Origin of the sequence: Mucilaginibacter sp. UR6-1 (assembly GCF_020880975.1) — a bacterium.
Classification (GTDB): domain Bacteria; phylum Bacteroidota; class Bacteroidia; order Sphingobacteriales; family Sphingobacteriaceae; genus Mucilaginibacter.
The window spans coordinates 1-25,663 of record NZ_JAJIWP010000002.1 but is presented as its reverse complement, the minus strand read 5'-3'; the positions used below and the strand labels follow the sequence as shown (position 1 = coordinate 25,663).

General features: G+C 43.7%; 24 protein-coding genes. 5 read left to right on the top strand and 19 right to left on the bottom strand.

Annotated features, from left to right (window positions below; translation table 11 throughout):
* A complete protein-coding gene (locus LJ707_RS05380; RefSeq protein ID WP_228949786.1) occupies window positions 1-828 on the bottom strand; it encodes an N-acetylmuramoyl-L-alanine amidase in 828 nt (275 codons plus the stop codon).
* A gap of 102 nt (window positions 829-930) precedes the next feature.
* On the opposite strand from LJ707_RS05380, the gene LJ707_RS05375 reads away from it, so the two are divergent.
* On the top strand, window positions 931-2,298 hold the full coding sequence (locus LJ707_RS05375) for a hypothetical protein (RefSeq protein WP_228949785.1): 1,368 nt from the start codon (window positions 931-933) through the stop codon (window positions 2,296-2,298).
* Window positions 2,295-3,164 (top strand): DNA adenine methylase, encoded by an 870-nt coding sequence (locus tag LJ707_RS05370; RefSeq protein ID WP_228949784.1) that lies wholly within the window; start codon window positions 2,295-2,297, stop codon window positions 3,162-3,164. The genes LJ707_RS05375 and LJ707_RS05370 overlap by 4 nt, the downstream gene beginning before the upstream one ends.
* Here LJ707_RS05370 and LJ707_RS05365 read toward each other — a convergent pair.
* Window positions 3,159-4,007: a neutral zinc metallopeptidase gene (locus tag LJ707_RS05365; protein WP_228949783.1), complete on the bottom strand. Its 849-nt coding sequence runs from the start codon at window positions 4,005-4,007 to the stop codon at window positions 3,159-3,161. The genes LJ707_RS05370 and LJ707_RS05365 overlap by 6 nt on opposite strands.
* 166 nt (window positions 4,008-4,173) lie before the next feature.
* The gene (gene recJ / locus LJ707_RS05360; RefSeq protein WP_228949782.1) at window positions 4,174-5,874 is read right to left on the bottom strand and encodes a single-stranded-DNA-specific exonuclease RecJ; all 1,701 of its coding nucleotides are present in this window, start codon (window positions 5,872-5,874) and stop codon (window positions 4,174-4,176) included.
* A 131-nt stretch (window positions 5,875-6,005) separates the two neighbouring features.
* Here recJ and LJ707_RS05355 point away from each other — a divergent pair, with 131 nt between their 5' ends.
* Window positions 6,006-6,776: an MBL fold metallo-hydrolase gene (locus tag LJ707_RS05355; RefSeq protein WP_228949781.1), complete on the top strand. Its 771-nt coding sequence runs from the start codon at window positions 6,006-6,008 to the stop codon at window positions 6,774-6,776.
* On the opposite strand, the gene LJ707_RS05350 is transcribed toward LJ707_RS05355, so the two are convergent.
* The 3 genes from LJ707_RS05350 to LJ707_RS05340 all read right to left on the bottom strand — a co-directional run bounded on the left by LJ707_RS05350 (window position 6,773) and on the right by LJ707_RS05340 (window position 11,287).
* Window positions 6,773-7,189 carry a response regulator gene (locus tag LJ707_RS05350; protein ID WP_228949780.1) on the bottom strand — a complete coding sequence of 139 codons (417 nt, stop codon included), beginning with the start codon at window positions 7,187-7,189 and terminating at the stop codon, window positions 6,773-6,775. The two genes, LJ707_RS05355 and LJ707_RS05350, sit on opposite strands and share 4 nt — an antisense overlap.
* Window positions 7,190-7,525: 336 nt before the next feature.
* A complete protein-coding gene (gene gcvP / locus LJ707_RS05345; protein WP_228949779.1) occupies window positions 7,526-10,417 on the bottom strand; it encodes an aminomethyl-transferring glycine dehydrogenase in 2,892 nt (963 codons plus the stop codon).
* A 141-nt stretch (window positions 10,418-10,558) separates the two neighbouring features.
* On the bottom strand, window positions 10,559-11,287 hold the full coding sequence (locus LJ707_RS05340; protein ID WP_228949778.1) for a pyridoxine 5'-phosphate synthase: 729 nt from the start codon (window positions 11,285-11,287) through the stop codon (window positions 10,559-10,561).
* 335 nt (window positions 11,288-11,622) lie between these two features.
* Here LJ707_RS05340 and LJ707_RS05335 point away from each other — a divergent pair, with 335 nt between their 5' ends.
* Window positions 11,623-12,348, top strand: coding sequence for a glycosyltransferase family 2 protein (locus tag LJ707_RS05335; protein ID WP_228949777.1), 726 nt, complete (start codon window positions 11,623-11,625; stop codon window positions 12,346-12,348).
* Between the two features lie 2 nt (window positions 12,349-12,350).
* On the opposite strand, the gene LJ707_RS05330 is transcribed toward LJ707_RS05335, so the two are convergent.
* From LJ707_RS05330 to LJ707_RS05310, 5 genes are read right to left on the bottom strand one after another with little or no spacing between them, the layout of a single operon-like run.
* Window positions 12,351-13,370, bottom strand: coding sequence for an asparaginase (locus LJ707_RS05330; protein WP_228949776.1), 1,020 nt, complete (start codon window positions 13,368-13,370; stop codon window positions 12,351-12,353).
* A 34-nt stretch (window positions 13,371-13,404) separates the two neighbouring features.
* Window positions 13,405-14,175 carry a TatD family hydrolase gene (locus LJ707_RS05325; protein ID WP_228949775.1) on the bottom strand — a complete coding sequence of 257 codons (771 nt, stop codon included), beginning with the start codon at window positions 14,173-14,175 and terminating at the stop codon, window positions 13,405-13,407.
* 47 nt (window positions 14,176-14,222) lie between these two features.
* Window positions 14,223-15,212: an FKBP-type peptidyl-prolyl cis-trans isomerase gene (locus LJ707_RS05320; RefSeq protein ID WP_228949774.1), complete on the bottom strand. Its 990-nt coding sequence runs from the start codon at window positions 15,210-15,212 to the stop codon at window positions 14,223-14,225.
* A gap of 59 nt (window positions 15,213-15,271) precedes the next feature.
* Window positions 15,272-16,228, bottom strand: a complete 957-nt coding sequence (locus LJ707_RS05315; RefSeq protein WP_228949773.1) for an FKBP-type peptidyl-prolyl cis-trans isomerase — start codon at window positions 16,226-16,228, stop codon at window positions 15,272-15,274.
* Between the two features lie 2 nt (window positions 16,229-16,230).
* Entirely contained in the window at window positions 16,231-17,241 is a 1,011-nt protein-coding gene (locus tag LJ707_RS05310) for a bifunctional oligoribonuclease/PAP phosphatase NrnA (RefSeq protein WP_228949772.1), read from the bottom strand.
* A gap of 200 nt (window positions 17,242-17,441) precedes the next feature.
* Here LJ707_RS05310 and LJ707_RS05305 point away from each other — a divergent pair, with 200 nt between their 5' ends.
* Window positions 17,442-17,861, top strand: coding sequence for a nucleoside-diphosphate kinase (locus LJ707_RS05305; protein WP_228949771.1), 420 nt, complete (start codon window positions 17,442-17,444; stop codon window positions 17,859-17,861).
* A gap of 320 nt (window positions 17,862-18,181) precedes the next feature.
* Here the strand turns inward: LJ707_RS05305 and LJ707_RS05300 are convergent, their stop codons facing one another.
* From LJ707_RS05300 to rplM, 8 genes are all read right to left on the bottom strand, one after another.
* Window positions 18,182-19,936: an ABC transporter ATP-binding protein gene (locus LJ707_RS05300; RefSeq protein ID WP_228949770.1), complete on the bottom strand. Its 1,755-nt coding sequence runs from the start codon at window positions 19,934-19,936 to the stop codon at window positions 18,182-18,184.
* A 71-nt stretch (window positions 19,937-20,007) separates the two neighbouring features.
* Window positions 20,008-20,571, bottom strand: a complete 564-nt coding sequence (gene frr, locus LJ707_RS05295; RefSeq protein ID WP_228949769.1) for a ribosome recycling factor — start codon at window positions 20,569-20,571, stop codon at window positions 20,008-20,010.
* Between the two features lie 76 nt (window positions 20,572-20,647).
* Window positions 20,648-21,352: a UMP kinase gene (gene pyrH, locus LJ707_RS05290; RefSeq protein ID WP_228949768.1), complete on the bottom strand. Its 705-nt coding sequence runs from the start codon at window positions 21,350-21,352 to the stop codon at window positions 20,648-20,650.
* Between the two features lie 37 nt (window positions 21,353-21,389).
* Window positions 21,390-22,514, bottom strand: coding sequence for an N-acetylglucosamine-6-phosphate deacetylase (gene nagA, locus LJ707_RS05285; protein WP_228949767.1), 1,125 nt, complete (start codon window positions 22,512-22,514; stop codon window positions 21,390-21,392).
* A gap of 95 nt (window positions 22,515-22,609) precedes the next feature.
* The gene (tsf, locus tag LJ707_RS05280) at window positions 22,610-23,461 is read right to left on the bottom strand and encodes a translation elongation factor Ts (RefSeq protein ID WP_228949766.1); all 852 of its coding nucleotides are present in this window, start codon (window positions 23,459-23,461) and stop codon (window positions 22,610-22,612) included.
* Between the two features lie 88 nt (window positions 23,462-23,549).
* Entirely contained in the window at window positions 23,550-24,401 is an 852-nt protein-coding gene (gene rpsB / locus LJ707_RS05275) for a 30S ribosomal protein S2 (RefSeq protein ID WP_228949765.1), read from the bottom strand.
* 21 nt (window positions 24,402-24,422) lie between these two features.
* On the bottom strand, window positions 24,423-24,809 hold the full coding sequence (gene rpsI, locus LJ707_RS05270) for a 30S ribosomal protein S9 (RefSeq protein ID WP_228949764.1): 387 nt from the start codon (window positions 24,807-24,809) through the stop codon (window positions 24,423-24,425).
* A gap of 27 nt (window positions 24,810-24,836) precedes the next feature.
* The gene (gene rplM, locus LJ707_RS05265) at window positions 24,837-25,274 is read right to left on the bottom strand and encodes a 50S ribosomal protein L13 (RefSeq protein WP_194100815.1); all 438 of its coding nucleotides are present in this window, start codon (window positions 25,272-25,274) and stop codon (window positions 24,837-24,839) included.
* Window positions 25,275-25,663 lie beyond the last annotated feature (389 nt).

Sequence of the window (25,663 nt, the reverse complement as noted above, 5' to 3'; positions counted from 1 at the left end):
TCAATATTTTTGGTAAACATTGTACAGCACATTCAGGTCGAGTTGTGATAGTACCGGTGAGCTATCGGCCTGAATAAAGTGGTTTTTAAAGGCTGATATGGCAGCGTTGAGGTTGCTGGTATCGTAACCGATCAATCGTAAGGCGGTAGCTACGTCAAACCCTTCGGGAGCCAGTTCAAGCACATCGTTGCTCCAGTAGCCAAAGCCTTTTTCGGCCAGCTTTTTCCAGGGGAAGTATTTACCGGGATCAACTTTGCGGGTAGGCGCCAGGTCCTGGTGCCCGATAAAATTGGCCGTTGGGATATTATATGATTTTTTAAGATGCGCTAACAAAATAACAAGGCTGTTGATCTGCGCATCGTTAAAGGGCGACTTGCCGTTGTTGTCCAGCTCAATACCAATGGATGAGCTGTTAACATCAGTACCGTTGCCCCACTTGCCCGAACCGCCATGCCAGGCGCGCAGGTAATCGTTAAGCATGTGGTATATGCGCCCATCACCGCCGATGACGTAATGCGCGCTCACCTGCGTTTTGGTGATGGTAAATGTTTTAAGCGTTTGCGCCGCCGAATCCTGCGCGGTATAGTGGATTACCACATAGTTAGGCTTGCGCAGATTAAAATTTACCGTACCCACCCACTCGCTGACCAGCTTACGTCCCAGGCTATCCGTCAAAACCACCGGCTCGGTTTGCAGCAACGTTTGCGCAAAGGCTTCGGCCTGCTCGTTATACACCTTGTTGGTTACAGCGTAAGGTCCTTTTTTGGGGGAGCAAGAGGTGGTGAGGAGGAATAAAGAAAGGATTATGTAGAGGTGGAGTTGTTTCATATTAATAGAGAACAGCAAATGAATTGAGTTTCATCAAGTTTATAAAATTAGTTTTTTTTAAACAAATTAATACCTTTGAGTAAACCTTATCTTATTTAAACAATGCCAGACGCTCAAAGACAAGCTATCAAACTTACTAACCTAATTGTTAGCATTGAAAATCCCCGTTTCGAAATGGTTACCAACCAAAGGGATGCAATACAATTAATGGTTGATGACCAGCCTGAAAAATTAATAAAACTAGCAAAAGATATTTTAGATGCCGGTCTAAACCCAGGTGATCCAATATATGTAACGCCTAACAAAGAAGACAAAAAAAGATTCACTGTCTTAGAGGGTAATAGAAGAGTTAGTATTTTGAAAATTTTAAACTCCCCCGATATAGTGGACGCCAAGAGTGTGAGCTTCTTAAAAAAACTAAAGCCGCATGTTGAAAATTTTGCAAAAAAACCCATTTCAAACATTGACTGTTTAGTATTTGAGAACCCCGCAGATGCGGACAAATGGATAGAACTTAAACATACAGGAGAAAACGGTGGTGTTGGAACTGTAGCTTGGGATACAACTCAACAGGCACGATTCAGTAAAAAGATTAAAGGACATAATCCGATTGCATTACAAGCCATCGAATTTTTACAACGTTCCAATTTTACAGACCATAAATTAAAAGAAGATCTATCAAACCTAACATATACAAATGTCGAGCGTCTTCTAACAGACCCGGATGTTAGGGATGTTTTAGGTATAAAATACACAAATAAAATATTAAGCTCTGACTTACAAGAACCCGAATTGGTTAAAGGCTTATCAAAAATAGCTTCAGATTTTTTATATAAGGATTATACTGTTAATGCAATAAGAACAAAGAATGATCGAAAAAACTACATTGAAGGTTTTCAGAAAACAGAGCTACCTGACAAAACAAATAAATCCAAATCCCCTTGGCAATTAATATCTTCTACATTAAAAATAGATGATAAAACTGCTCCAATTAATACTCCAAAAAGTATAAGAAGCCTTCCCCCTACTTCAGATCGGAAATATTTGATACCTAAAAACTGTATAATAAAAATTACCGACCAGAGAGTCAATACTATTTATCACGAATTAAAAGATTTAAACGTAGCAGATTTCGTCAATTCCACTGCTGTTATTTTCCGTGTATTTATCGAACTAAGTATCGATGCTTTTATTGCAAGTAAACAAGGGGCTATTAAAGGAGTGAAAAAACTTACGCCATTAAAGGAAAAAATTGAAAAAGTAGCGGATTATTTAGAAGCCAGAAACTTATTGACAGACCATGAGCTCAAGGGTATTAGAGTTTCAATAAATGATGCCCATGATATTTTAGCCATAGATACATTCAATGCATACGTACATAACCGACATTATTCACCAAATGAACAACATTTAAAAAGGAGCTGGGATGTTATTCAAGTATTTATTGAGAAAATTTGGGAATTAGTATGACAGACTTTTATTCCCCGTTAAGATACCCTGGAGGTAAAGCAAAAGTATCTGATTTTATCAAAGAGATTTTTAAAAAAAATCTTTTAATGGATGGATGGTATATTGAACCTTATGCAGGCGGAGCATCCGTTGCATTAACTTTACTGATAGACGAATATGCATCAAATATTGTCATAAATGATTATGACAAATCCATTTATGCTTTTTGGCATAGTGTGTTAAATGACACCGAAAGTCTTTGTAAAAAAATAAAGGATACTGTAGTTAATATTGAAACCTGGAAACTTCAAAAAGAAATCCAAAAAGAAAAAAATATCGCAAATATTGATGATTTAGGATTTTCAACTTTTTTTTTAAACAGAACAAATAGATCGGGTATAATCAAAGGTGGTGTTATTGGTGGCATAGATCAAATTGGCAACTATAAGATTGATGCCCGATATAATAAAGACAATTTAATTAAGAGAATACAAAGAATTGCAAAGTATTCTGACAGAATAAATCTATATAATTTAGATGCTTGTAATCTAATTCCGCAGTTAAAGAAAACACTACCTATAAATTCATTATTCTACTTTGACCCTCCATATTATTTAAAAGGTAAAGAATTATATGTCAACTACTATAAACACAGCGATCACGAGGAAGTAAGTAAGATGATTACATCACTTGATAGACACAAGTGGATTGTATCCTATGATAACGCACTGGAAATAAAGCAACTTTATTCCAAGCATCAAACTTTTGAATATTCACTTAATTATAGTGCTGCGAAATCAAGTAAGGGAACAGAGGTATTTATATATTCAGATAATATATTTTTACCTGAAACAATTGACCTTACGGATGTAAAAATCATCCTATAATCCCATCTCCGCAAAAGTATCGCCTTGCTTAACATCACCTGTTTCGTAGCCTTTTTTAAACCAGTGTTGGCGTTGGGCGCTGGTGCCGTGGGTAAAGCTGTCGGGTTCTACGCGGCCGGTGCTTTCTTTTTGCAGGCGGTCGTCGCCAATTTGGTTGGCGGCGTTCAGGGCTTCGTCAATATCGCCGGGTTCTAAAACGTTCTTGGTGCTTTCTTCGTAATGGGCAAATACACCTGCGTAAAAGTCGGCCTGCAGTTCCAGCGCTACCGATAGCTTGTTGTATTCTGCTTCGCTTACGTTACCACGGGCACGCTCCAGTTTGGCACTTGTACCCAGCAGTTGCTGTACGTGGTGCCCAACCTCGTGCGCTACTACGTAGGCACGGGCAAAATTTCCGGCAGCAGCAAAGCGTTGCTCCAGTTCATCAAAAAAAGTAACGTCGATATATACTTTACGGTCGCCGGGGCAATAAAACGGCCCTGTAGCCGATTGGGCAAAGCCGCAGCCCTCGGTTTGCACACCGCCTTCAAAAAAGTGAAGGGTAGGCTCCTCGTATGTTTTGCCCATCTCCTTAAACAGTTTCCCCCATATATCTTCGGTATCGGCAAGTACAACACTTACAAACTTTTGCTGCTGGTTGTTCGGATCAATGCCGGGCTGGGTATTGGTTTGTTCCCCTTGCTGCTGCTGGGTACCACCCAGTATTGCTGATGGATCAATCCCGGTAAAGAAGTAGATAGCGGCGGCAATAATGCCTACCACGCCCCCACCCAATGCCAAACCACGACCACCGCCGCTGCCTTGTTCGGTATTACTACTTTCGCGCCTGCCAAGCCATTTCATGTTGTGTTGATTTAAAAGGTTTATTCGTTAACATGGAGGTTGGTGGTTTGTTTTACTCACCCCCTGCCCCCTCTCTGTAAACAGAGAGGGGGATTAAATAGAAAATCCCTCTCTACGCTAACGTAGAGAGGGATGTCGGGCGATAGCGATGACAGGGTGAATTAAACTAATAACACCTTATACCCTTGATATTTAATTGCAGCGAACGCTTGTCGCGCCATACGTTTTCTTCGATACTGTAGCATACATCAAAGGGCACACCGGGTCGAATCTGGTGCAGGCATTCGCCGTGGTTAAAGGCAATACAATCAAACCACGCCGACCCGGGCTGACTAATGCTCATTTTGATATGATTGCTACCCACCAGGCCGGGCGTTCCATTTACATATACGTTTTTTGAAAGGAATACAGGCGACATATTACCCGGCCCAAACGGAGCGAATTGGTTCAGTACCCTGAAGAACTTACCGTCAATATCCTTCAGTTCGAGCTCCGCATCAATTTCTATCTGCTGGATCAATTGCTCGGCAGTAATAGATGCACTTACCACCTCTTCAAACTTCTCGACAAACGCTTCCACATTTTCGGGCTTCATGGTGAGGCCTGCGGCGTATTTGTGCCCGCCGAATTGCAATAATAAGTCGCTGCAACCGCATAGGGCCTCATACAGATCATAGCCCAAAACAGAGCGTGCCGAGCCTGCCACATGCCCGTTTGAGCGGGTGAGCACTACGGTCGGGCGGTAATATTTTTCGGTGAGGCGTGAGGCCACGATACCGATCACCCCTTTGTGCCAGCTCTCGTTAAATACCACGGTTGATTTGCGGTTGATCATGGCTTCGCTTGCACCAATCATGCTTAAGGCTTCGTCGGTTATTTGCAGGTCGTGCCCCTTGCGTTCGGTATTCTTAATATTGATGAGCGCGCCCTTTTCGCGGGCATCTGCCTCATCGCACGCTATCAGCAATTGCACGGCATGCTTAGCATCATCTATCCTGCCTGCGGCGTTAATGCGCGGGCCAAGCGTAAATACAATATCGGCGATGGAGTAATTGGCTGACCGACCTGCTACTTCCATTAATATCTTTATACCCGTGCATGGCTCGTTATTGAGTTTTTGCAGGCCAAAGTAAGCCAGCACACGGTTCTCGCCGGTTATCTGCACAATATCGCAGGCAATGCTGATAGCTACCAGGTCAACAAAACGAAATATCTCCTCAAACGGAATGTCATTTTTCTCGGCATAAGCCTGCAACAGCTTAAAGCCAACGCCACAGCCCGAAAGCTCCTTATATGGATATCCGCAATCCGGGCGTTTCGGGTCAAGCACGGCAACGGCCGCAGGTATGGTATCGCCACAGGTGTGGTGGTCGCAAATAATAAAATCAATATTCAGCGTGTTGGCGTAATCAACCTTATCAATAGATTTGATACCGCAATCCAGCGCTATAATTAACGAGAAACCATTGGCAGCGGCATAATCAATGCCCTGGGTGGATATACCGTAGCCTTCGGTATAACGGTCGGGAATATAATACTCCAGGTTATCATAACGCTCTTTAAAAAAGCCATATACTAATGATACGGCTGTGGTACCGTCTACATCATAATCACCGTATATCAGTATCTTTTCGTTACCAGCAATGGCCAGTTCAATACGTTCAACAGCCTGTTCCATACCGGCCATCAGGAAGGGATCATGCAGATGACGTATATCCGGACGGAAAAAATAGCGGGCTTCATCATAATTATGAATACCACGACTCAACAGCAAATGGCTTAAAACGGGATTGATGTTTAAGGCCTCAGCAAGGCTTTTTACTTCATCATGATCCGCTTTTTGCCTTACGGCCCACCGTTTATTCATATCTTTGCAGGGGATAAAACCCTAAATATATAACATTGGCTATTAAACATAAAAGCCAATTAAATATTGTTAACAAAATAACACCGGGCTGATATTCTGAGCTTGCTCAAACATCAGCATATATACAGATCATGGAAATATTTACACTGGACGAAGGCTCTTACTCGGTAGATGCAACAAAAAAGTTCGTTCCCTTTAACCCCGAAACCGATGACCGTAAAAGCCGCCCCGGCTCGTTGTTCATCCACGTAAATCCATTCCTAATAAAAACCTCAACAGACCTGATCCTGTTAGACAGCGGTTTGGGCTACAAAGATACCCGCGACGAGCTTTACCTGCACCAACATATACGTAATGCGGGTTTTGAGCCTGAGGATGTTACGCTGATACTAATGTCGCACCTGCATTACGATCATTCAGGCGGTTTGGTGGTTGAACGTGGCGGCGGCCTGCAACCCAGCTTTCCGCAGGCTGAGCATGTGGTTCAGCGCGGCGAGTGGGAATACGCCCTGGCCGGTAAATCATCATCATACCATATCGAGATTTTTGAAGCCTTGCAGGATAGTGTAAAACTAACCACTACTGAAGGTGATGGCACACTAAAACCGGGTATCACCTACCAGCTATCGGGCGGGCATTGCCAGTATCACCAGGTGTTTTTAATTGAAGAAGATGGCCAAAAGGTGTTTTTTGGTGGCGATGAATTGCCGGAACCTGAACAATTGCTGCGCCGGTTTATTGCTAAGTATGATTATGATGGCCGTAAAGCCATGGAGCTGCGCGAAGAATATGGAAAACAAGCCGCGGCTGATGGCTGGCAATGTTTGTTTTACCACTCAAAAGGCACTACAGTTGGCACAGTAACCTTTGATGGCGAGCATTTCGCTATACAGGCGGTTTAATTTTTCTCTACGTCGAAAATTTCTTTTATACGTTCAACATTCAGCGGCTTTGAAATAAAATCGTGCACAAGCGGGTATGATTTGGCCTTGCTGATATCGTTACTAAAAACCGAAGAAGAGATGATGAATATCTTGGTCTTTTTTAATGGATCGATACCGAGGCGTTTGTACTCATCCAAAAAGTCCCAGCCATTCATAATAGGCATGTTAATATCCAGCAGGATATAGTCGGGCAGCCCTTCCGGGTCCTTTTGCTGCAATTCAACAAGCTGATCAATAGCAAATTTACCGTTCAGGCAAGCGGTGATGTTGGTGTTTAACAACGCTTTTTTTATCAGTTTAATTGAGATGAAATTATTGATCTCATCATCATCAACTAACAGAACGTTTATTGTTTTGCTAAGAATACTCATATTAGGGGTGTTATACGTATGGTCAAGTAAAAAGTTTTATTCGTAAAAGTTGTAAATCTATAAAAATTAATTCTCACAATTCTTATCACACAAAATCTTACATCAAAATTACAGCGCTTTTATCAGTGTGAATAGTACTCTTTATTGCACCAGCTTAAATTTATGTATAATAAATATCACAATCATCATTTGATCATAAATATTACACATTGAAATACGCAAAATGGGTTGTATTTGTTGCTAAAATCAGCTTTAAAAATGCATTTTTTACAAAAAAAACGCATAAACAATATGCAAAAAGGCACATATTGTTTATGCGTTAAAAAATATTCCTAATTATTCAATTACACTTTCTTCAAAAGCATAATCTTCAATTGGCGGGCATGAGCAAATAAGCGTACGGTCGCCATAAGTATCATTAACCCTGCCTACTGATGGCCAAAATTTGTAAGCAGCCACGTAAGGCAGCGGGAATGCCGCTTTTTGACGGGTGTAAGCGTGATCCCACTGGTTGCCGGTTACTACAGCAGCAGTGTGCGGCGCGTTCTTCAGCGGGTTGTCTATCTTGTCAAGCAAGCCATTTTCCACATCTTTTATTTCGTTACGTATAGCTATCATCGCATCGCAGAAACGGTCAAGCTCGTGCTTAGGCTCTGATTCTGTAGGCTCAATCATCACTGTACCCGCAACCGGGAATGATACGGTTGGCGCATGGAAGCCATAGTCCATTAAACGCTTGGCAATATCGGTAACCTCAATGCCCTGTACTTTGAACGAGCGGCAATCCAATATCATTTCATGCGCGCAACGGCCTTTGCTGCCGGTGTACAATACCGGGTAATGCTCTTTTAGCCTTGTTTTTATGTAATTGGCATTCAGTATAGCGTATTTGGTAGCGTTGGTTAAGCCTTCGCCCCCCATCATGGCTATATAAGCGTGAGATATGATCAGGATTGATGCCGAACCCCATGGCGCTGCCGAAACAGCCGGGATGGATTTCCCCTTGTCGATATCAACCACCGCATGGCCCGGCAGGTAAGGCACCAGGTGCTTAGCTACACCGATCGGGCCCATGCCCGGGCCACCGCCACCGTGAGGAATACAGAAGGTTTTATGCAGGTTAAGGTGGCAAACATCGGCACCAATATTGGCCGGGCTGGTTAAACCTACCTGCGCGTTCATGTTGGCACCATCCATATAAACCTGGCCGCCGTTGTCATGTATAATGTTACATACTTCGATGATGCTTTCCTCAAAAACACCATGTGTTGAAGGATAAGTTACCATCAGGCACGAAAGTTCGTTTTTATATTGCTCGGCTTTAGCTTTCAGGTCGGCAACATCAATGTTGCCATTCTCATCACATTTTACAACGATGATCTTCATGCCGGCCATAGCTGCCGATGCCGGGTTGGTACCGTGTGCTGATGACGGGATCAAAGCGATGTTACGCTGGGTATCACCCCTATCCAAATGGTAAGCGCGGATAACCATCAAACCTGCATATTCGCCCTGCGCGCCGGCGTTTGGCTGTAAGCTCATGGCTGCAAAGCCGGTAATCTCGCTCAGCCATTTATCAAGTTCATCAAACAGTTGCATATAACCGCCGGTTTGATCAACCGGGGCAAAAGGGTGCATCTTGCTAAACTCGGCCCAGGTAACCGGTACCATCTCGGTAGTAGCATTCAGCTTCATGGTGCATGAGCCCAGGGCAATCATAGAGTGGCATAATGAAAGATCCTTTGCCTCAAGCGATTTAATATAACGCAGCATCTCATGCTCTGAGTGGTGCGAGTTAAATACCGGGTGGGTTAGGTATGCTGATGTACGCTGCAATGCTGCCGGAATGGTAGTTTGCAGGATGCCCTTCAGCTCATCAATGTTTACATCATTCAGGGTTTTGCCTTTTACTTTGGCAAAAAAGCGAACAATGGTTTTTACATCTTCAACCGAGGTAGTTTCATCAAGCGTAATGGTAACCGTTGAACCATTATAGTTCAGGTTCATCTCATTGTTCAGCGCCTCGCCGTGCAGCGGGCCAACAAGGTCGCCCAAATCAAATTGCAGGGTATCAAAGTAAGCTTTGTTTAGTTGCTTGTAGCCCAGCCCCTCTAACGAGTTTGAAAGCAATACGGATAAACCATGTATACGCTCGGCTATCAGTTTAAGTCCTTGCGGACCGTGGTAGGCGGCGTACATGCCGGCCATAATAGCCAATAGTGCCTGGGCTGTACAAATATTTGAAGTTGCCTTATCACGGCGGATGTGCTGCTCGCGGGTTTGCAATGCCATACGCAGGGCGTAATTGTTGGCACTATCAATGGTAACGCCAATAATACGGCCAGGCATTGAGCGTTTGTACTCCTCCTTGGTAGCAAAGAAAGCCGCATGCGGGCCACCAAAGCCCATCGGGATACCGAAGCGCTGGCTGCTGCCCACTACAATGTCGGCACCCCACTCGCCCGGAGGCGTTAGCAGTACAAGGCTCATCAAATCAGCAACTACGGTTAGCTTAATGCCTTTTTCGTGTGCTTTGGCAGCAAAATCGCTGTAGTTATATACCTCGCCATTTTTGGCAGGGTATTGTACAATAGCGCCAAACATATCCTCGGTCAATTCAACCGACTCGTGGCTACCCATTACCAGCTCAATGCCATAAGGCTGTGAGCGGGTTTTTAAAATATCAATGGTTTGAGCAAATAGCTCTTCAGATACAAAAAATTTATTGGCCTTTTGATTTTTACGCAGGCTGTATTGCATAAACATGGCCTCGGCAGCGGCGGTACCTTCATCAAGTAACGAGGCATTGGCTATTTCCATACCGGTAAGGTCAATCACCATGGTTTGGAAGTTAAGCAGCGCCTGTAAACGGCCTTGTGCGATCTCGGCCTGGTACGGCGTATATTGGGTATACCATCCCGGATTTTCGAGAATGTTACGCTGTATTACACCCGGAACAATAACATCATAATAGCCCTGACCGATGTAGCTTTTAAAAACCTTGTTTTTTGACGCGGTTTGTTTAAGCGTGTTCAGGTAATCAAATTCGCTTTTGGCAGGCGGCAAATTCAAAGGGTTCTTGAGGCGTATCGGCGCCGGAACCGTTTGTTCAATAAGCTCGTCTAATGAATTTACGCCTACAGTTTTTAACATTTCGGCGGTGTCGGCATCGTTGGGAGCGATATGGCGCGACTGGAATTTTTCCTGGTAATCAGTGTTCAATTGCATGAAAATATGGCCCTGTTAATATAATGCCGCAAAGGTACAATTATTAAGCCGATTATCAATCACCTAACCTGTTATTGACATTGCATTTACATGGTCGCAACTCCAGCATCAGCACAGCAAAACACCAAAATTGGTAAAACGTTAAACCGAACTGACTTTCAGTTGTTCCAAATATTGATGAATGGTACTTTCAAGACCAAAGTATAAGGCATCGCTAACCAGTGCATGGCCAATGCTTACCTCAAGCAAACCGGGTATATGGGCCGCAAAAAATTTAAGGTTTTGCAGATCAAGATCGTGCCCGGCATTAATGCCCAAACCTGCTTCATTTGCCACCTTGGCAGCAGCGATATAGGGAGCGATTGCCAGCTCACGCCCGTGCGAAAAATGGGTGGCATAGCCTTCGGTATAAAGCTCTATCCTGTCGGTACCTGTTGTAGCGGCGGCCTCCACCATTTGCGGCACCGGGTCAACAAAAATAGATACACGAATACCCGCCTCCTGAAACATAGCAATAGTATATTTCAAATAATCCTGATTGGCAATGGTATCCCAGCCGTGGTTCGAGGTAATCTGCCCCAGTTCATCGGGCACCAGGGTAACCTGTGCTGGTTTGGTTTCAAGTACTAAATCAACAAACTTTTGTTCGCGGCTGTTACCTTCAATATTAAACTCAGTGGTAATTACCTGTTTAATAGCACGTACATCACTGTAACGTATGTGCCGCTCATCAGGCCTTGGGTGTACAGTTATGCCCTGCGCGCCAAAACGTTCGCAATCCATAGCTACCTTTAACACATCGGGGTTATTGCCTCCGCGTGAATTGCGCAGCGTTGCTATTTTGTTGATGTTTACAGACAGACGTACCATAAGCTTTGTTTATATTGAACGGCAAATATCATTAATTAAGGTTTAAACAATAAAATGTATTTTTAGATTGAACTGTTTGCATCTTAAAACCATTTTAAAACAATTCTCATACTGCGCAATATTTTCCCCACATTGTTACTTTTAATTCACTAATTACAATTTCTGTATTGATTCTCAATCATTAAATTAAGCCAATAATATTCCGACAAGGTGTAACTTTTACACTTTTGCGGCTAATAACTGCCTTTTCTGTTATAGAGCTTCACAACACAGTGTTGTAGGCATAATTATAGTACTTAAAGGTTATTAATTACTTTAACCGCAAACTATTGATCATGCCGATTACCAAACTTTCCATCGTTATCCCGGCTTATAATGAAGGGCGTACCATTCACTTCATCCTTAACAAAGTAAAAAGCGTAACCCTGCGTAATAACATTGCTAAAGAAATAATTATAGTTAATGACCGCTCGACTGATAATACCGAAGAAGCCATAAAAAACTATATGGATGCAAATACTGATATGGATATTAAGTACTATGCGCATGAGGTTAATAAAGGCAAAGGTGCCGCGCTGCATACCGGCATCAGCAAAGCAACAGGCGAATACCTGATCATTCAGGATGCCGATTTGGAATATGATCCGGAGGAGTTTAACGACCTGCTTAAACCCGTTGTTGATGGTTTTGCCGATGTGGTATTCGGCTCAAGGTTTATGGGCGGCAATGCCCACCGTATCCTGTTCTTTTGGCATACAATAGGCAATAAGTTTTTAACCACGCTATCAAACATGTTCACTAACCTTAACCTTACGGATATGGAAACGTGCTACAAACTGTTTGATACCAAAATGATACAGGCACTTACGCTGCGCGAAAACCGTTTTGGCTTTGAGCCTGAAGTTACCGCGAAAATATCACGCGTACCTAAGATCCGCATTTACGAGGTGGGTATATCCTACTACGGCCGTACGTACGAAGAAGGCAAAAAGATAGGCTGGAAAGATGGTTTCCGCGCTATCTATTGCATTCTAAAATACGGCATGCTTGGTGTTAAATAATATCAGGAGATGGTAAGCTCTCCGCGCAGGTCGGTTTCAAGCCATTCCTTTACCTGCAGCGGATCATCAGATTGCCCCAGCAGATACATAATTTTGGTTACGGCAGCCTCAAAGGTCATGTCGTAACCATTGGTTACACCAATATCCTTTAGTTGCTTGCTGGTTTCGTAACGGCCAAGCTCAACTGTACCCACTTTACATTGCGATATATCCAGTATCACCTTACCGCTGTCGATAGCGTTCTTGAGCAGGTCAATAAACCAGTCGTCGGTAGTGGTATTGCCCGAACCGTAGGTTTCCATCACCACGCCGCGAACATCAGATGACAGGATACTTTCCACCACCTTCGGACTAATGCCCGGGTATAATTTTAATACGGCAACATCATTAGCGGCCATATTATGTACAATGATGGGTTCTGTTCCGGGCTGACGGATATCATTTATACTAAAGCGCAGGTGAACGCCCGACTCGGCCAGTATTGGGTAATTTGGCGAGCGGAAGGCCTCGAATTTAGATGAATTGTATTTAAAGGATCGATTACCGCGAAAGAGTTTATAATCAAAATAGATACATACCTCGGGTACACGCGCACGGTCATTCTTTTTTGCCTTGGCTATCTCGATGGCCGTCATCAGGTTTTCCTTGGCATCGGTACGTACCGCGCTTATGGGTAGTTGCGAACCGGTAAATATCACCGGCTTATCCAGGTTTTCGAGCATAAAGCTCAATGCCGATGCGCTGAAAGCCATCGTATCCGAGCCATGCAATACCACAAATCCATCTACCGAATCGTAATTCTTTTTAATAAGGCGGGCCAGCTCGTTCCATATCTCCGGATTCATGTTAGATGAATCGATAACGGTATCAAACGAGTGTACCTTTATTTTACAATTAAGGCGCTCCAGTTCGGGCACGTTATCCATTATCTGCTCAAAGTTAATGGGTACAAGCGCCTTTGTCACCGGGTCGCTCATCATACCTATTGTCCCCCCGGTATAGATGATCAGTATCTGGTTCATTAATATTTGTCGTGTGTGTGTTTTAAATAAATTATTATACCCCGAATATTTTTTTTGAATTAAGGGTAGTTACATCAGCCACCGTTTCAACATCTGTATTATATATATCGGCAAGCTTTTGCGCAATGTATATCAGGTACGAACTTTCGTTAGGTTTACCACGGTAAGGAGTGGGCGTAAGATACGGAGAATCCGTTTCTAAAACTATATGCTGTAAGTCAATTTGCTCAACCACCTTATCCAACCCGCTGTTTTTATAAGTAACCACACCGCCAATACCCAGGTAAAACCCCAGATCGATCACCTTTTGGCCATATTCGACCGTACCGGTAAAGCAATGAAATATACCGCGTAACTTATCATCGGCTTCGCTTAACAACACCTCGTACACTTCATCAAAAGCATCGCGGCAATGAATTACGATTGGTAAATTAAGCTGCTTTGCCCAATTGATCTGCGCCTTAAAGGCGGCTATTTGCCCCTCGAGATAGGTTTTATCCCAATACAGGTCGATACCTATTTCGCCAATGGCATATATTTTATGCCCGGGTTGATGGTAAACTTTTATTTTTTCCAGATGCTCCTCCCAACCCGGTTTAACATCGCAGGGATGCAGGCCCAGCATCGGGAAACACATCTCGGGGTAAGCGTCGGTAAGTTCATAAACCTTCGGCACCGAATCGGCATCAACATTGGGTAAAAACAGGCGCTTTACATCATTTTGCAGGCAACGGTCTATTAGCCCGCGGCGCTTCTCCGGGTCGGTTTCGTAGTACAGATGGGTATGTGTGTCAGTTAATACCATGCGGCAAAAATAAAAAAGCCTCCTGATTAATATCAGAAGGCTTTAAATTAATTAGCTTTTTTACTTGTGGCTGCCTTTTTAGCGGCGGTCTTTTTACGTACCGGCACTTTTTTGGCAGGCGCTTTTTTAACCGGCGCTGTTACCGCCTTTTTACCCGGCTTTACCTTTACCAGTTCAACATCAAACACCAGGGTGCTGTATGGCATAATAACCGGCTGCGAACCACGCTCGCCATAACCTAATGCCGATGGGATGATCAGCGTAGCTTTTGAGCCCTCGCCCAGTAAGGCCAAACCTTCTTCCCAGCCTTTTATTACACGGCCTTCGCCTTGTACCACCTCAATGGGCTCATAAGTACGCCCGGGTTGTTGCAGGTTGGCTTTTTTTGCTTCGGCCTCAATGCTCGAATCAAACACCTTACCATCCAGCGTGCGGCCTACATAATTAACCAGCATGGTATCACCTGCTTTGGGTTTTAGCCTGGCCGATGGTAATTTGATAACATATTTTAAGCCCGACGGCGTTGTTGCAACCGTTAACTTATTATCAGTGATATATTTATTAGCCGCTGTGGTTTCAGCGGTTTTAAGTTTAGCCATTTCAGCCTCCTTTTCGGCCATGGCTTCGGCAAGCGATTGTACCTTTTCAATTTTTAGCCTTGTTATGATATTGCTTCCTTTTTTCAGGAATGCAGGCATAGCATCTTCATGACCTTTAAAAACCGAATCAACCGGCAATTTTACCAGCGCGCTATCTTTAGCGCCAAGCAGGGTAAATACGTCCATCAGGTCCATTATGCTTTGCGAGGCACGCACCTGCGTTTGTACCGGTTTACCGGCCTTATAGGTGCTAAATAATACCGAATCCTTATCGGTAAGCTGCTCTACCTGGAAAGTAATAATGTCGCCCTCTTTAATATGAGGGCCGTTGTTTTTGGTAACAATGGTACACTCGGCACCCTTTGCCGTGCGTTGTACCTGTGCCGATGCCGAAAATGATAAAGCGGCCAGCACAATGGCTATACTTGTTTTTTTCATAGTAATAAAAAGGCCTTTCTGATGATGGTCAGAAAGGCCGGTATTTTTTAAATGTGCAGTTATTTTTTAACCGGAGCCGGTGCTACAGCCTGTGGTGCCGCGCCTGCCTTTGGTTTTACCACGTCAACCACTTCAATCTCAAAAGCCAACGGTGAGTACGGAGGGATAACGTTTGGTGAACCCTGCTCGCCGTAAGCCAGGCTTGACGGGATAACGAAAGTACCTTTAGCGCCTTTGTTTAACAACACCAATGCATCAGCCCAACCTTTGATGATACCTACTGAACCAACCGGAACACGGATAGGCTCATACTTACGCATCGGGTTAGCTATCTTTTCTTTCTCGGCTACTTCTTTAACGCTGGTATCAAACACTTTGCCTGATAGTAAACGACCGGTGTAGTTAACAACAGCAGTATCGCCTTCAATAATTTGCGGGCCGCTGCCTTGTTTAGTAACTACATAGTTAAGGCCTGAAGGCGTTTTAGTTACTTTCAGATCTTTCTCAGCAATATATTTTGAGATCAGCGCAGGCTCGCGTTTTTTAAAGTCTTCTGATTGTTTTTTGAAGTACTCAGAGATACGGCCCTGGAAAACCTGATCGCTCAGTTTACCTTTGCTGATCACTTTTTCAACTTTCATCTCATAAACCAGGTATTTACCTTTAAGCTGCGGCGGGCGCTGGCCTTTAGGGAATACCGAGTCGATATTCATTTTGATGGTAGCGCTATCGCCTTCGCTCAATAATTGCAGCGCGGCATAAATATCGCCTTTTGCCTGTGGTTTTTGCATCAGCACAGGAGCCGAGTTACCGGCATCGTAAGTTGATGACAATACCGAGTCGGCATCATTTTTAGTGATCACGTTAACCGCTAAAAAGTCGCCTTCTTTAATTGTAGTACCTTCTTTATCATTGTGGATGTTGTAAAGCAAACCACCCGGTGCCTGCTTAAATCCACCGTTACAGCTTGCCATAGCTAACGCGGCAAGCGCAAAAAACATGAAGCCTTTTTTCATTTCTATTGTATTAATAACTTTTTGTAGTTGGGTAATATATCTTTTAATTCTTGTATTACTTCGTTAAGCGGCTTGTCTGACCGGCCTCCGGCCGCGTTGCGGTGCCCGCCGCCGCTAAAGTACTTTTTACAGATCTCATTAGCCGGAAACTCGCCCTTTGAGCGCAGCGAGAGTTTAACCTCACCGGTACGTTCAACAATAAACGCTGCAAGTTTAATATTGGCAATTGATAGTGCAAAATTTACTATGCCTTCGGTATCGCCGGTTTGTACATCATAATGTTCAAGTTCGGCTTTGGTTATTGATACGATGGCGGTATTGTATTCGTAAAGCACCTCCAGCTTATTGCTCAGGCAATGCCCTAAAAAGCGAAGGCGGTTTTCGGTCGAGCTGTTGTAAATCAGCTCGTGTATGCGCCAGTTAACCGCACCGGCATTGATCAGCTCGGCGGCTATCATGTGCACTTCGGCAGTTGTTTTAGGCAATCGGAATGATGCTGAATCCGTCAGGATGCCCGTATATAAACAGGTAGCCACATCTTTATTGATCAGGGCCTTGTTATTTAAGGCATCGGCAATAAAGGTATACACTAACTGCGCAGTAGCACAGGCGTTAATGTCCCAGTATCGAAAATCATCAAAATCCTCGGGGTCCAGGTGGTGATCTATCATCAGCTTTACAGCCTGGCTGGCGCGTACGCTATCCGTCATGGCGTTAATGCGCGACAGGGCGTTAAAGTCAAGGCAAAATATCATTTCGGCCTCGGCTATCAGGGTGTCGGCAATGGCAACATTTTCGGTATAGATGACCACTTCCTCATTACCGGGCAACCAGCTTAAAAAGTCGGGATAGTCTGACGGTACAACAACCCGGGCATGGTGCCCCTGCTGTACTAAATAATTATACAAGCCTAACGACGAGCCCATCGCATCGCCATCAGGCTTATGATGCGTGGTTATTACTATTTTTCGTGGCTGCTCTAACAGCCGGGCAACCGAGGCTATATCTAACATCAAACTTTTTTAAAGGATTGCAAAGCTAAGATAAATTTCCAACGCATTGATATTTAGGTGTAACATTTTTATTTACGAGCCGGCAGTATGCTATGCTATCCCTTTATGTGATAAAAGCCTGCTACTTTTGCTCTTATACCAAAAAGTTTTAAAAATGATGCTGTAAAAGTCTATTTTTGCGGCAACTATAAACACTCAAAATGGAAACTAACAAAACATTTACCATGATTAAGCCTGATGCTGTTGCAAACGGGCATATTGGTGCAATATTGGATAAGATTACTAAAAGCGGTTTTAAAATTGTAGCGCTTAAATATACCGCGCTTAGCGCTGCCAAGGCTGGCGAATTTTACGCTGTACACAAAGAGCGTCCGTTTTATGGTGCTTTGGTTGATTTCATGTCATCAGGCTCTATCGTTGCCGCCATACTTGAAAAAGACAACGCGGTTGAAGATTTCCGTAAACTGATCGGCGCTACTGATCCTACTAAAGCTGAAGCGGGTACTATCCGCCAGTTATTCGCCCAATCAATTGAAGCGAATGCCGTTCACGGTTCAGACTCTGACGAGAACGCACAGATTGAAGGCAGTTTCTTTTTCTCAGCTTTCGAGAAATTTTAAGTTATTTTAACTCACCCCCTGCCCCCTCTCTGCTGCGCAAAGAGGGGGTTGTTTTTTTATGAGGTTTTAACTTTTATTACTTGCCGTTGCGAGCGAGATACAAAGAGGAATCTGTTGCCTGATTATAAACTCGTGTAGATATCTCGCTACCGCCCGATATGATAAGGGCAGAAAGGAATATAAAACCACATCATTGCTTGGTACGAAACAAGCTCATAATTAGTTTGCGAACCCCTCCCTAACCCTCCCGAGGGAGGGAATTACAAATTTATTTTCAAAGCTTTTAAATTTCCCTCCCTCGGGAGGGTTAGGGAGGGGTATTACCCGTCAATCACATCCTTCTCGCCTATCTGCTGGCGCCACATGGCATAGTACAGGCCTTTTTGCAGCAGCAGATCAAGGTGCTTGCCTGATTCCACAATATTGCCTTTCTCCAGCACGTATATCTTGTCGGCATGCATAATGGTTGACAGGCGGTGGGCGATCAATATGGTAATGTGGTCGTTCTTTACAGATACATCACGTATCGTTTCGGTGATCTCTTCCTCGGTCAATGAATCCAATGCCGAGGTAGCCTCGTCAAATACAAGTATATCCGGGTTGCGCAGCAAAGCCCGCGCTATTGAAAGGCGCTGTTTTTCGCCGCCAGATACCTTTACACCGCCCTCGCCAATTACGGTATCCAAACCCTTATCTGCACGGGCCAGCAAACCCTGGCAGGCAGCACGGTGCAGCACATTCATACACTCGGCATCCGTAGCACCGGGACGAACAAATTGCAGGTTTTCACGAATAGTGCCTGAGAACAATTGCGTATCCTGTGTTACAAAACCGATACGCTCCCGCAACTGATCCAGATCAATAGCATTACTTGGCACATCATTATATAAAATATCGCCCTGCATGGGTTGATACAACCCTACCAGTAACTTAACCAGCGTAGTTTTACCCGAGCCTGATGGACCAACAAAAGCAATGGTTTCGCCGGTGTTGGTTTCAAAGCCGATGTGGTTTAACGCATTGCGGTTGGCCGTAAGGTGTTTAAAGCTTACATCCTGAAAAGACAGTTTACTTACCTTTTCAAGCAGTACCGGCTTATCCGGCTTAACCTCTATCGGTGTTGAAAGTATGCGGCTAAAGTTACCCAGTGATACCTGCGCCTCACGCCATGACAGGATAACGTTACCCAACTCCTGCAATGGGTTGAACAGGAAGAATGAGTAGAATAAAAAGCTAAAATATTGCCCCGGCGAAATGGTTCCGCCAAAGATGAGTATCAGTAATACCACCACCATGGCACTGCGCACCAGGTTTACCGTAGTACCCTGCACAAAACTCATGCTGCGCACAAACTTTACTTTTTTAAGTTCGAGATCGAGTATTTTGTAGGTGGTTTTATTAAGGCGCTCAATCTCCTGGTTAGCCAAACCCAAGCTTTTTACCAGCTCAATATTACGCAATGATTCGGTTGTTGAACCGGCCAGCGCGGTAGTTTCATTCACGATGCTTTTTTGCACCTTTTTTATACGGCGGCTCATTAGTGTGCTTACCAGCGCTATAACCGGTATAGCGGCAAAATACACTATTGTTACCTTGTAGCTCACCGTGGCCGAATAAACAATTACGAACACCATACCTACAATGCTCACAAACAATATGCTGATGAACGAGGTGATGAACTTTTCGCTATCCAACCGTACCTTTTGCAGTATGCCCAGGGTTTCGCCGCTGCGCTGATCCTCAAACACCTGGTAAGGCATTTGCAGCGAGTGCCTCAAACCATCCGAATACATTTCGGCACCGGTTTTTTGCACAATGATGCTGGTAAAATAATCCTGAAAGTTTTTGGCTATGCGCGATACCATGGCCACGCCTACCGCGTAAGCCACCAAACGCAATACATTTTGTAAATATTGACTGTATTCAAGATGCTGGCGTTTTTCAATCACCTCATCCACAATACGGCCTGTAATGTAAGGATCAAGCAGTGAAAAGCCGATGTTAACAGCAGCCAGGCCGAGGGCAAGCACCACCACCCATTTATGTTTTGATAAATATGATAAAAGCAATTTCATAAGGGCGCAAAAATAAAAAAAGGGAATGGCGTAAAACGCTCATCCCCTTTAATTTGACATTAGGTTGGTTATTAAACCGTCATTATATCTTTTTCCTTAGCTTCTGATAATACATCGCATTTAGCTATGTAGCTGTCGGTCAGCTTTTGGATTTCGGCTTCGCCGGTTTTGATCTCATCTTCTGATACACCTTCAGCTTTTAGCTTCTTGATCTTCTCGTTAGCATCTTTACGGATGTTACGCACAGCTACCTTGCCGCTTTCAACCTCGCCTTTGGCTTTCTTCACCAGGTCACGACGACGCTCCTCGGTAAGTGGTGGTACGTTGATGCGGATAATAACACCATCATTGGTAGGATTTACACCCAGGTTGGCATCCTTAATCGCTTTTTCGATAGCGTTAAGTAATGATTTTTCCCAAGGTTGTACAACAATGGTACGCGCATCAGGTGTATTTACATTACCTACCTGGCTCAATGGAGTTGGTGTGCCATAGTAATCAACGGTAATATCATCCAGCATGGCAGGATTTGCCTTACCAGCACGGATCTTTAATAGTTCACTATCTGTATGGTCAACGGCTTTTTCCATTAAAGCCTTTGCATCGTTAACCTGCTTTTTAATGAGTTCGCTCATTTTTATAAATTTTCAACAAAAATAATAAAAACATCTGTTCTGTGTAAAGCCTTTTACAGGCTATAACAAAATGCTGTTACTTTACAATAGTACCTACGTGTTCGCCCTGGGCAAGTTTCATAAAGTTGCCTTCCTTATTCATATCAAACACTACAATTGGTAACTTGTTCTCTTTACAAAGGGTAATGGCGGTCATATCCATTACGTTCAGGCCCTTGTCATACACTTCCTGAAAGCTGATCTCATCGTAACGGGTAGCGGTGGGATCTTTCTCCGGGTCGGCAGTGTAAATACCATCTACACGGGTACCTTTCATTACCACATCAGCCTTGATCTCGATAGCACGTAATGAGGCAGCGGTATCCGTAGTAAAGTATGGGTTACCGGTACCGGCACCAAATATTACTATTTTACCGGTTTGCAAATGCGTCATGGCACGGCGACGGATGTAAGGCTCACATATCTGCTCCATTTTAATGGCTGATTGCAGGCGTGTATCAATACCTATATCCTCCAGCGCGCTTTGCATGGCCATACAGTTAATTACCGTTGCCAGCATGCCCATATAATCGGCCTGCGCACGTTCCATACCTGATTTTTCGGCACTCAACCCCCTGAAGATGTTGCCGCCGCCAATTACTATAGCAACCTCAATACCGGCATCAAATACGGTTTTAATATCCTGCGCGTATTGCTGCACGCGGTTGTTATCAATACCATACTGCCTTTCGCCCATCAACGATTCACCGCTGAGTTTAAGTAAGATCCTTTTGTATTTCATCAGATATGTGTTATAGTGTTGTCAGTTAGTTTCAATATTATTGGTTTGTGTTATACACGATCTCACCCTGCAATACGGTAGTTGCGATGGCAAAACTATCATTAAAAATTATCAAATCGGCAAAGTAGCCTGCTTCAATTTTACCTTTTTTTGTGAGCGATGCCAGTTGCGCCGGGTAAAGTGATGCCATATTTATAGCCTCGGGCAAGCTGATGCCTATCTTTTTTACGCCGTTTTCAACTGCCTTCAGCATGGTTAATGCCGAGCCAGACAGTGTACCGTCGGGCATTACAAAACGGCCATCTTTAAGCTGGTGCTGGTAAGCGCCTTCGTTGGCTACGGTAACCGCGTCAGTAATAAAAAACAGTTTTTCACCCAGCTCGCGTTTAGCCAGGGCAATCATCGGAAAGCTCACATGTATGCCATCGGCCACAATGCTGGTGTATGGCCTTTTCTCAAAAATAGCAGGAATTATTCCCGGCTCACGATGGTGCATTTGCGGCATGGCATTAAAAAGGTGCGTTGCCGCCTTTACCGGGTTGTTCAAAAATTGTAAAGCCTGATCGTAAGTAGCATCAGTATGCCCTGCTGATATAATAATGTTTTGCAATGCGAGGTATTCAACCACCTCGGCATCCTGCAACTCGGGCGCTATGGTTATCATTTTAATGATGCCTTCGCCACGCTCAACCCAGCTTTTGAGTTCGGTTAGTACAGCTTTTTTAATAAAGCTTTCGGGATGCGCGCCTTTACGTTTAGGGTTAAGATATGGCCCTTCAAGGTGAAGGCCTAAAAAGTTGCCTTTGGCATGGGGCATATATTGCTTTGCAGCATCAATACCTTGCAGTACCACCTCATCGCTATTAGTTGCAATGGTGGCCAAAAACCCCGTTGTACCTTGTTTTAACAATACGTCTTCCATCTCGGCCAGCGCCTCAACGGATGGATTGCCGCCGAATAGTTTGGTACCGGCACCGTAAATCTGCAGGTCAATGAGTCCTGGTGCTGCATAAGCACCATTCAGGTCAATGCTTTTAATACCTGCGGGGAGTTGCCCGGCATCCGTCACCGCTTTAATAACATTACCCTCAATTAAAATTGCCTTACCCGAAACAATGGTTCCGTTAGTTATTAATTGCAGGTTATGTAATGCTGTGACCATTAAACATTAAATTGCCGAAACAAGTTCGGCATAAGTAGTTAAAAAAGTTATCGCAAAAAAAATCCCCCTCGTTTAAAACGAGGGGGATAATAAAATTAAGCTCCTAAAGCAACTCGCTTAAAGGCGGTTACGGTAAGGCCTTTTTCAACAGTTGCTAAAAACTGTGAAATATTTTTTGATGGGTCCTTAACAAATTCCTGGTTCAACAGGGTTGAATCTTTGTAGAATTTGTTCAGTTTACCGGTGGCAATTTTTTCAACCATTTCTTCCGGTTTACCTTCGGCACGAATTTGCTCTTTAGCGATAGCTAATTCACGCTCAATAGTAGTAGCGTCAACATCATCCTTATCAATAGCAACAGGGTTCATGGCAGCAATTTGCATCGCTACGTCTTTACCTGCTTCTTCAGCACCTTCGGCGTTAGCGCTCAAAGCAACCAATACACCTAAACGGAAGTTACCGTGGATGTAACCAATTACTTTCTCGCCTTCAACCACTTCGTATTTTGATACGCCTATCTTCTCGCCAATTTTACCGGTTTTGTCGGTAATAGCTTCGCCGATAGAGATGCGTGAAGTTTCAGTATCAATTTCAAGTTTGTATAATTCATCAATTGAAGCCGGAGTTTTTTCAACAGCGGCATTAGCGATAGCGTTAGCAAAAGCGATGAATTCAGCATTTTTTGCCACGAAATCAGTTTCGCAGTTAAGCTCAATTACAACACCTTTTTTACCATCAGCAGATGCACGGGCGATAACAACACCTTCATTTGACTCGCGGTCCTGACGGCTTGCTGCTACTTTAGCACCTTTTTTTCTTAAATAGTCAATTGCTGCTTCAAAATCACCATTAGTTTCAGTTAAAGCTTTTTTGCAATCCATCATACCGGCACCGGTTTGCTGGCGCAGTCTGTTTACGTCGGCGGCAGATATTTGTACTGTAGACATTATTGTTATGTTTTAAATGTTACAAATGTTAAAAGGCTGAAAGGTTGAAACTTGAAACATTCCAACATTTCAACCTTTCAGCATTAAATTATTCTTCAGTTGAAGAAGCTTCGGCAGATGGAGCTTCAGTTTCAGTTTCAGCCTCGGCTGTTACTTTACGTGCTCTTTTACCACCTTCGGCAGCAGCCTCAGGGCTATCAGCTTTTGCTTTTGCAGCAGCAGCTTCTTTTTCAGCTTCGTCTTCTTTCTCGCGTTTGCGCTCGTCTAAACCTTCTTCAATAGCTTTGATGATGATAGAAGTGATCAAAGAGATTGATTTTGTAGCATCATCATTCGCCGGGATCGGGAAGTCGATGTTTGAAGGATCAGAGTTAGTATCAACCATCGCGAAGGTTGGGATGTTCAGTTTCAACGCTTCAGAAACAGCGATGTGCTCTTTCTTAACGTCGATCAGGAACAACGCAGCCGGTAAACGGTTAAGGTCAGCTATACCACCTAATAAAGTTTCCAGTTTGATACGCTCACGCTGGATCATCAAACGCTCTTTTTTAGAAAGGATGCTGTAAGTACCGTCTTTAGTCAGTTTGTCGATGTTCGACATTTTTTTGATCGACTTACGTACGGTAGCGAAGTTAGTTAACATACCACCTAACCAACGCTCGGTAACGAAAGGCATGTTTACAGTTTTAGCTTGTTCAGCAACGATGTCTTTAGCTTGTTTCTTGGTAGCAACAAACAAAACTTTACGTCCTGATTTTACTATTTGTTTGATGGCTGAAGCTGCTTCTTCAACTTTTGCCAAAGTTTTATTTAAATCGATAATGTGGATACCGTTGCGCTCCATGAAAATGTACTGAGCCATTTTCGGATCCCATTTACGGGTAAGGTGACCAAAGTGTACACCTGCATCCAGTAAATCCTGATATGTTGTTCTTGCCATTGTTGAGTCCTCCTTAAAATATTAACGTTTGCTGAATTGAAATCTTCTTCTCGCTTTGCGGCGTCCTGGTTTTTTACGCTCAACCATACGGTCATCACGTGTCATTAAACCTTTAGCGCGCAGGGCTGGTTTCTTTTCAGCGTCAAGCTCAACAATAGCTTTAGCGATAGCTAAACGAACGGCCTCGGCCTGTCCTTTAACACCACCACCTGCTACGTTTACCTTAACATCATACTGACCTGCTACACCCGCAACCTCTGCTGATTGGTTAACGATGTATTGTAGCGGCAATGTTGGGAAGTACTCTTTGTAATCTTTACCGTTAACGGTAATGTTGCCGTTGCCTTCGCTTAAATAAATGCGGGCAACTGCGGTTTTTCTTCTGCCTGAAGTGTTAGTTGTTGGCATTTCTTTTCTCCTTTAGAAATTAAAAAGTTAAATGGTTTTAGGGTTTTGAGCGGCGTGCGGATGTTCGGCACCGGCATAAACATGCAGATTACCAAATAAGGCCTTGCCCAAACGATTCTTAGGTAACATACCACGAACGGCTTTTTCAATTACGCGCTCAGGATGCTTTGCCATTAACTCCTTAGGAGAAATGAAACGCTGACCACCTGGGTAACCAGTGTAAGAAACATATTGCTTATCGGCAAACTTGTTTCCGGTCAGTTTTACCTTGTCTGCATTAATAACAATAACGTTATCACCGCAGTCTACGTTTGGGGTAAAGCTTGGCTTGTTTTTTCCTCTGATGATCATAGCGATCTTAGAAGACAAGCGCCCCAAAATCTCGCCTTCCGCGTCAACAACAACCCACTCCTTGTTAACGGTTTTTTTGTTGGCTGAGACAGTTTTGTAACTTAACGTATTCACTTGCTTAAAATTAAATTAATTAAACGTTTATTCTACCCGTAAAATTCGGGACTGCAAAGATACGTTTTATTCCAATTCTGTCAAATGCTTTTTAACTATTTTGTTTCAGGCTGTTAAGTACTTACAGGCAAGCAACTATATACCCATATATAACAGGTATCTGTAGTGATTAAAAAATCTTTGCAATTCATACATTTTTAATACGGCGCCAACCCTAAAGCAATACCCACAATGGTGCGTCATCCTATTATGCTTCCCGCGGTTTCAGGGGCAGGTTAACAGTTTAAGGGGCGCTGTATATCATTATAACTATTACATCCTATCAGGCATCAGCCGGTCAGCTACAGTTGGCCGGCTTTTTTGTTTTGGGGCGGCTTCGCCCTTTCCTT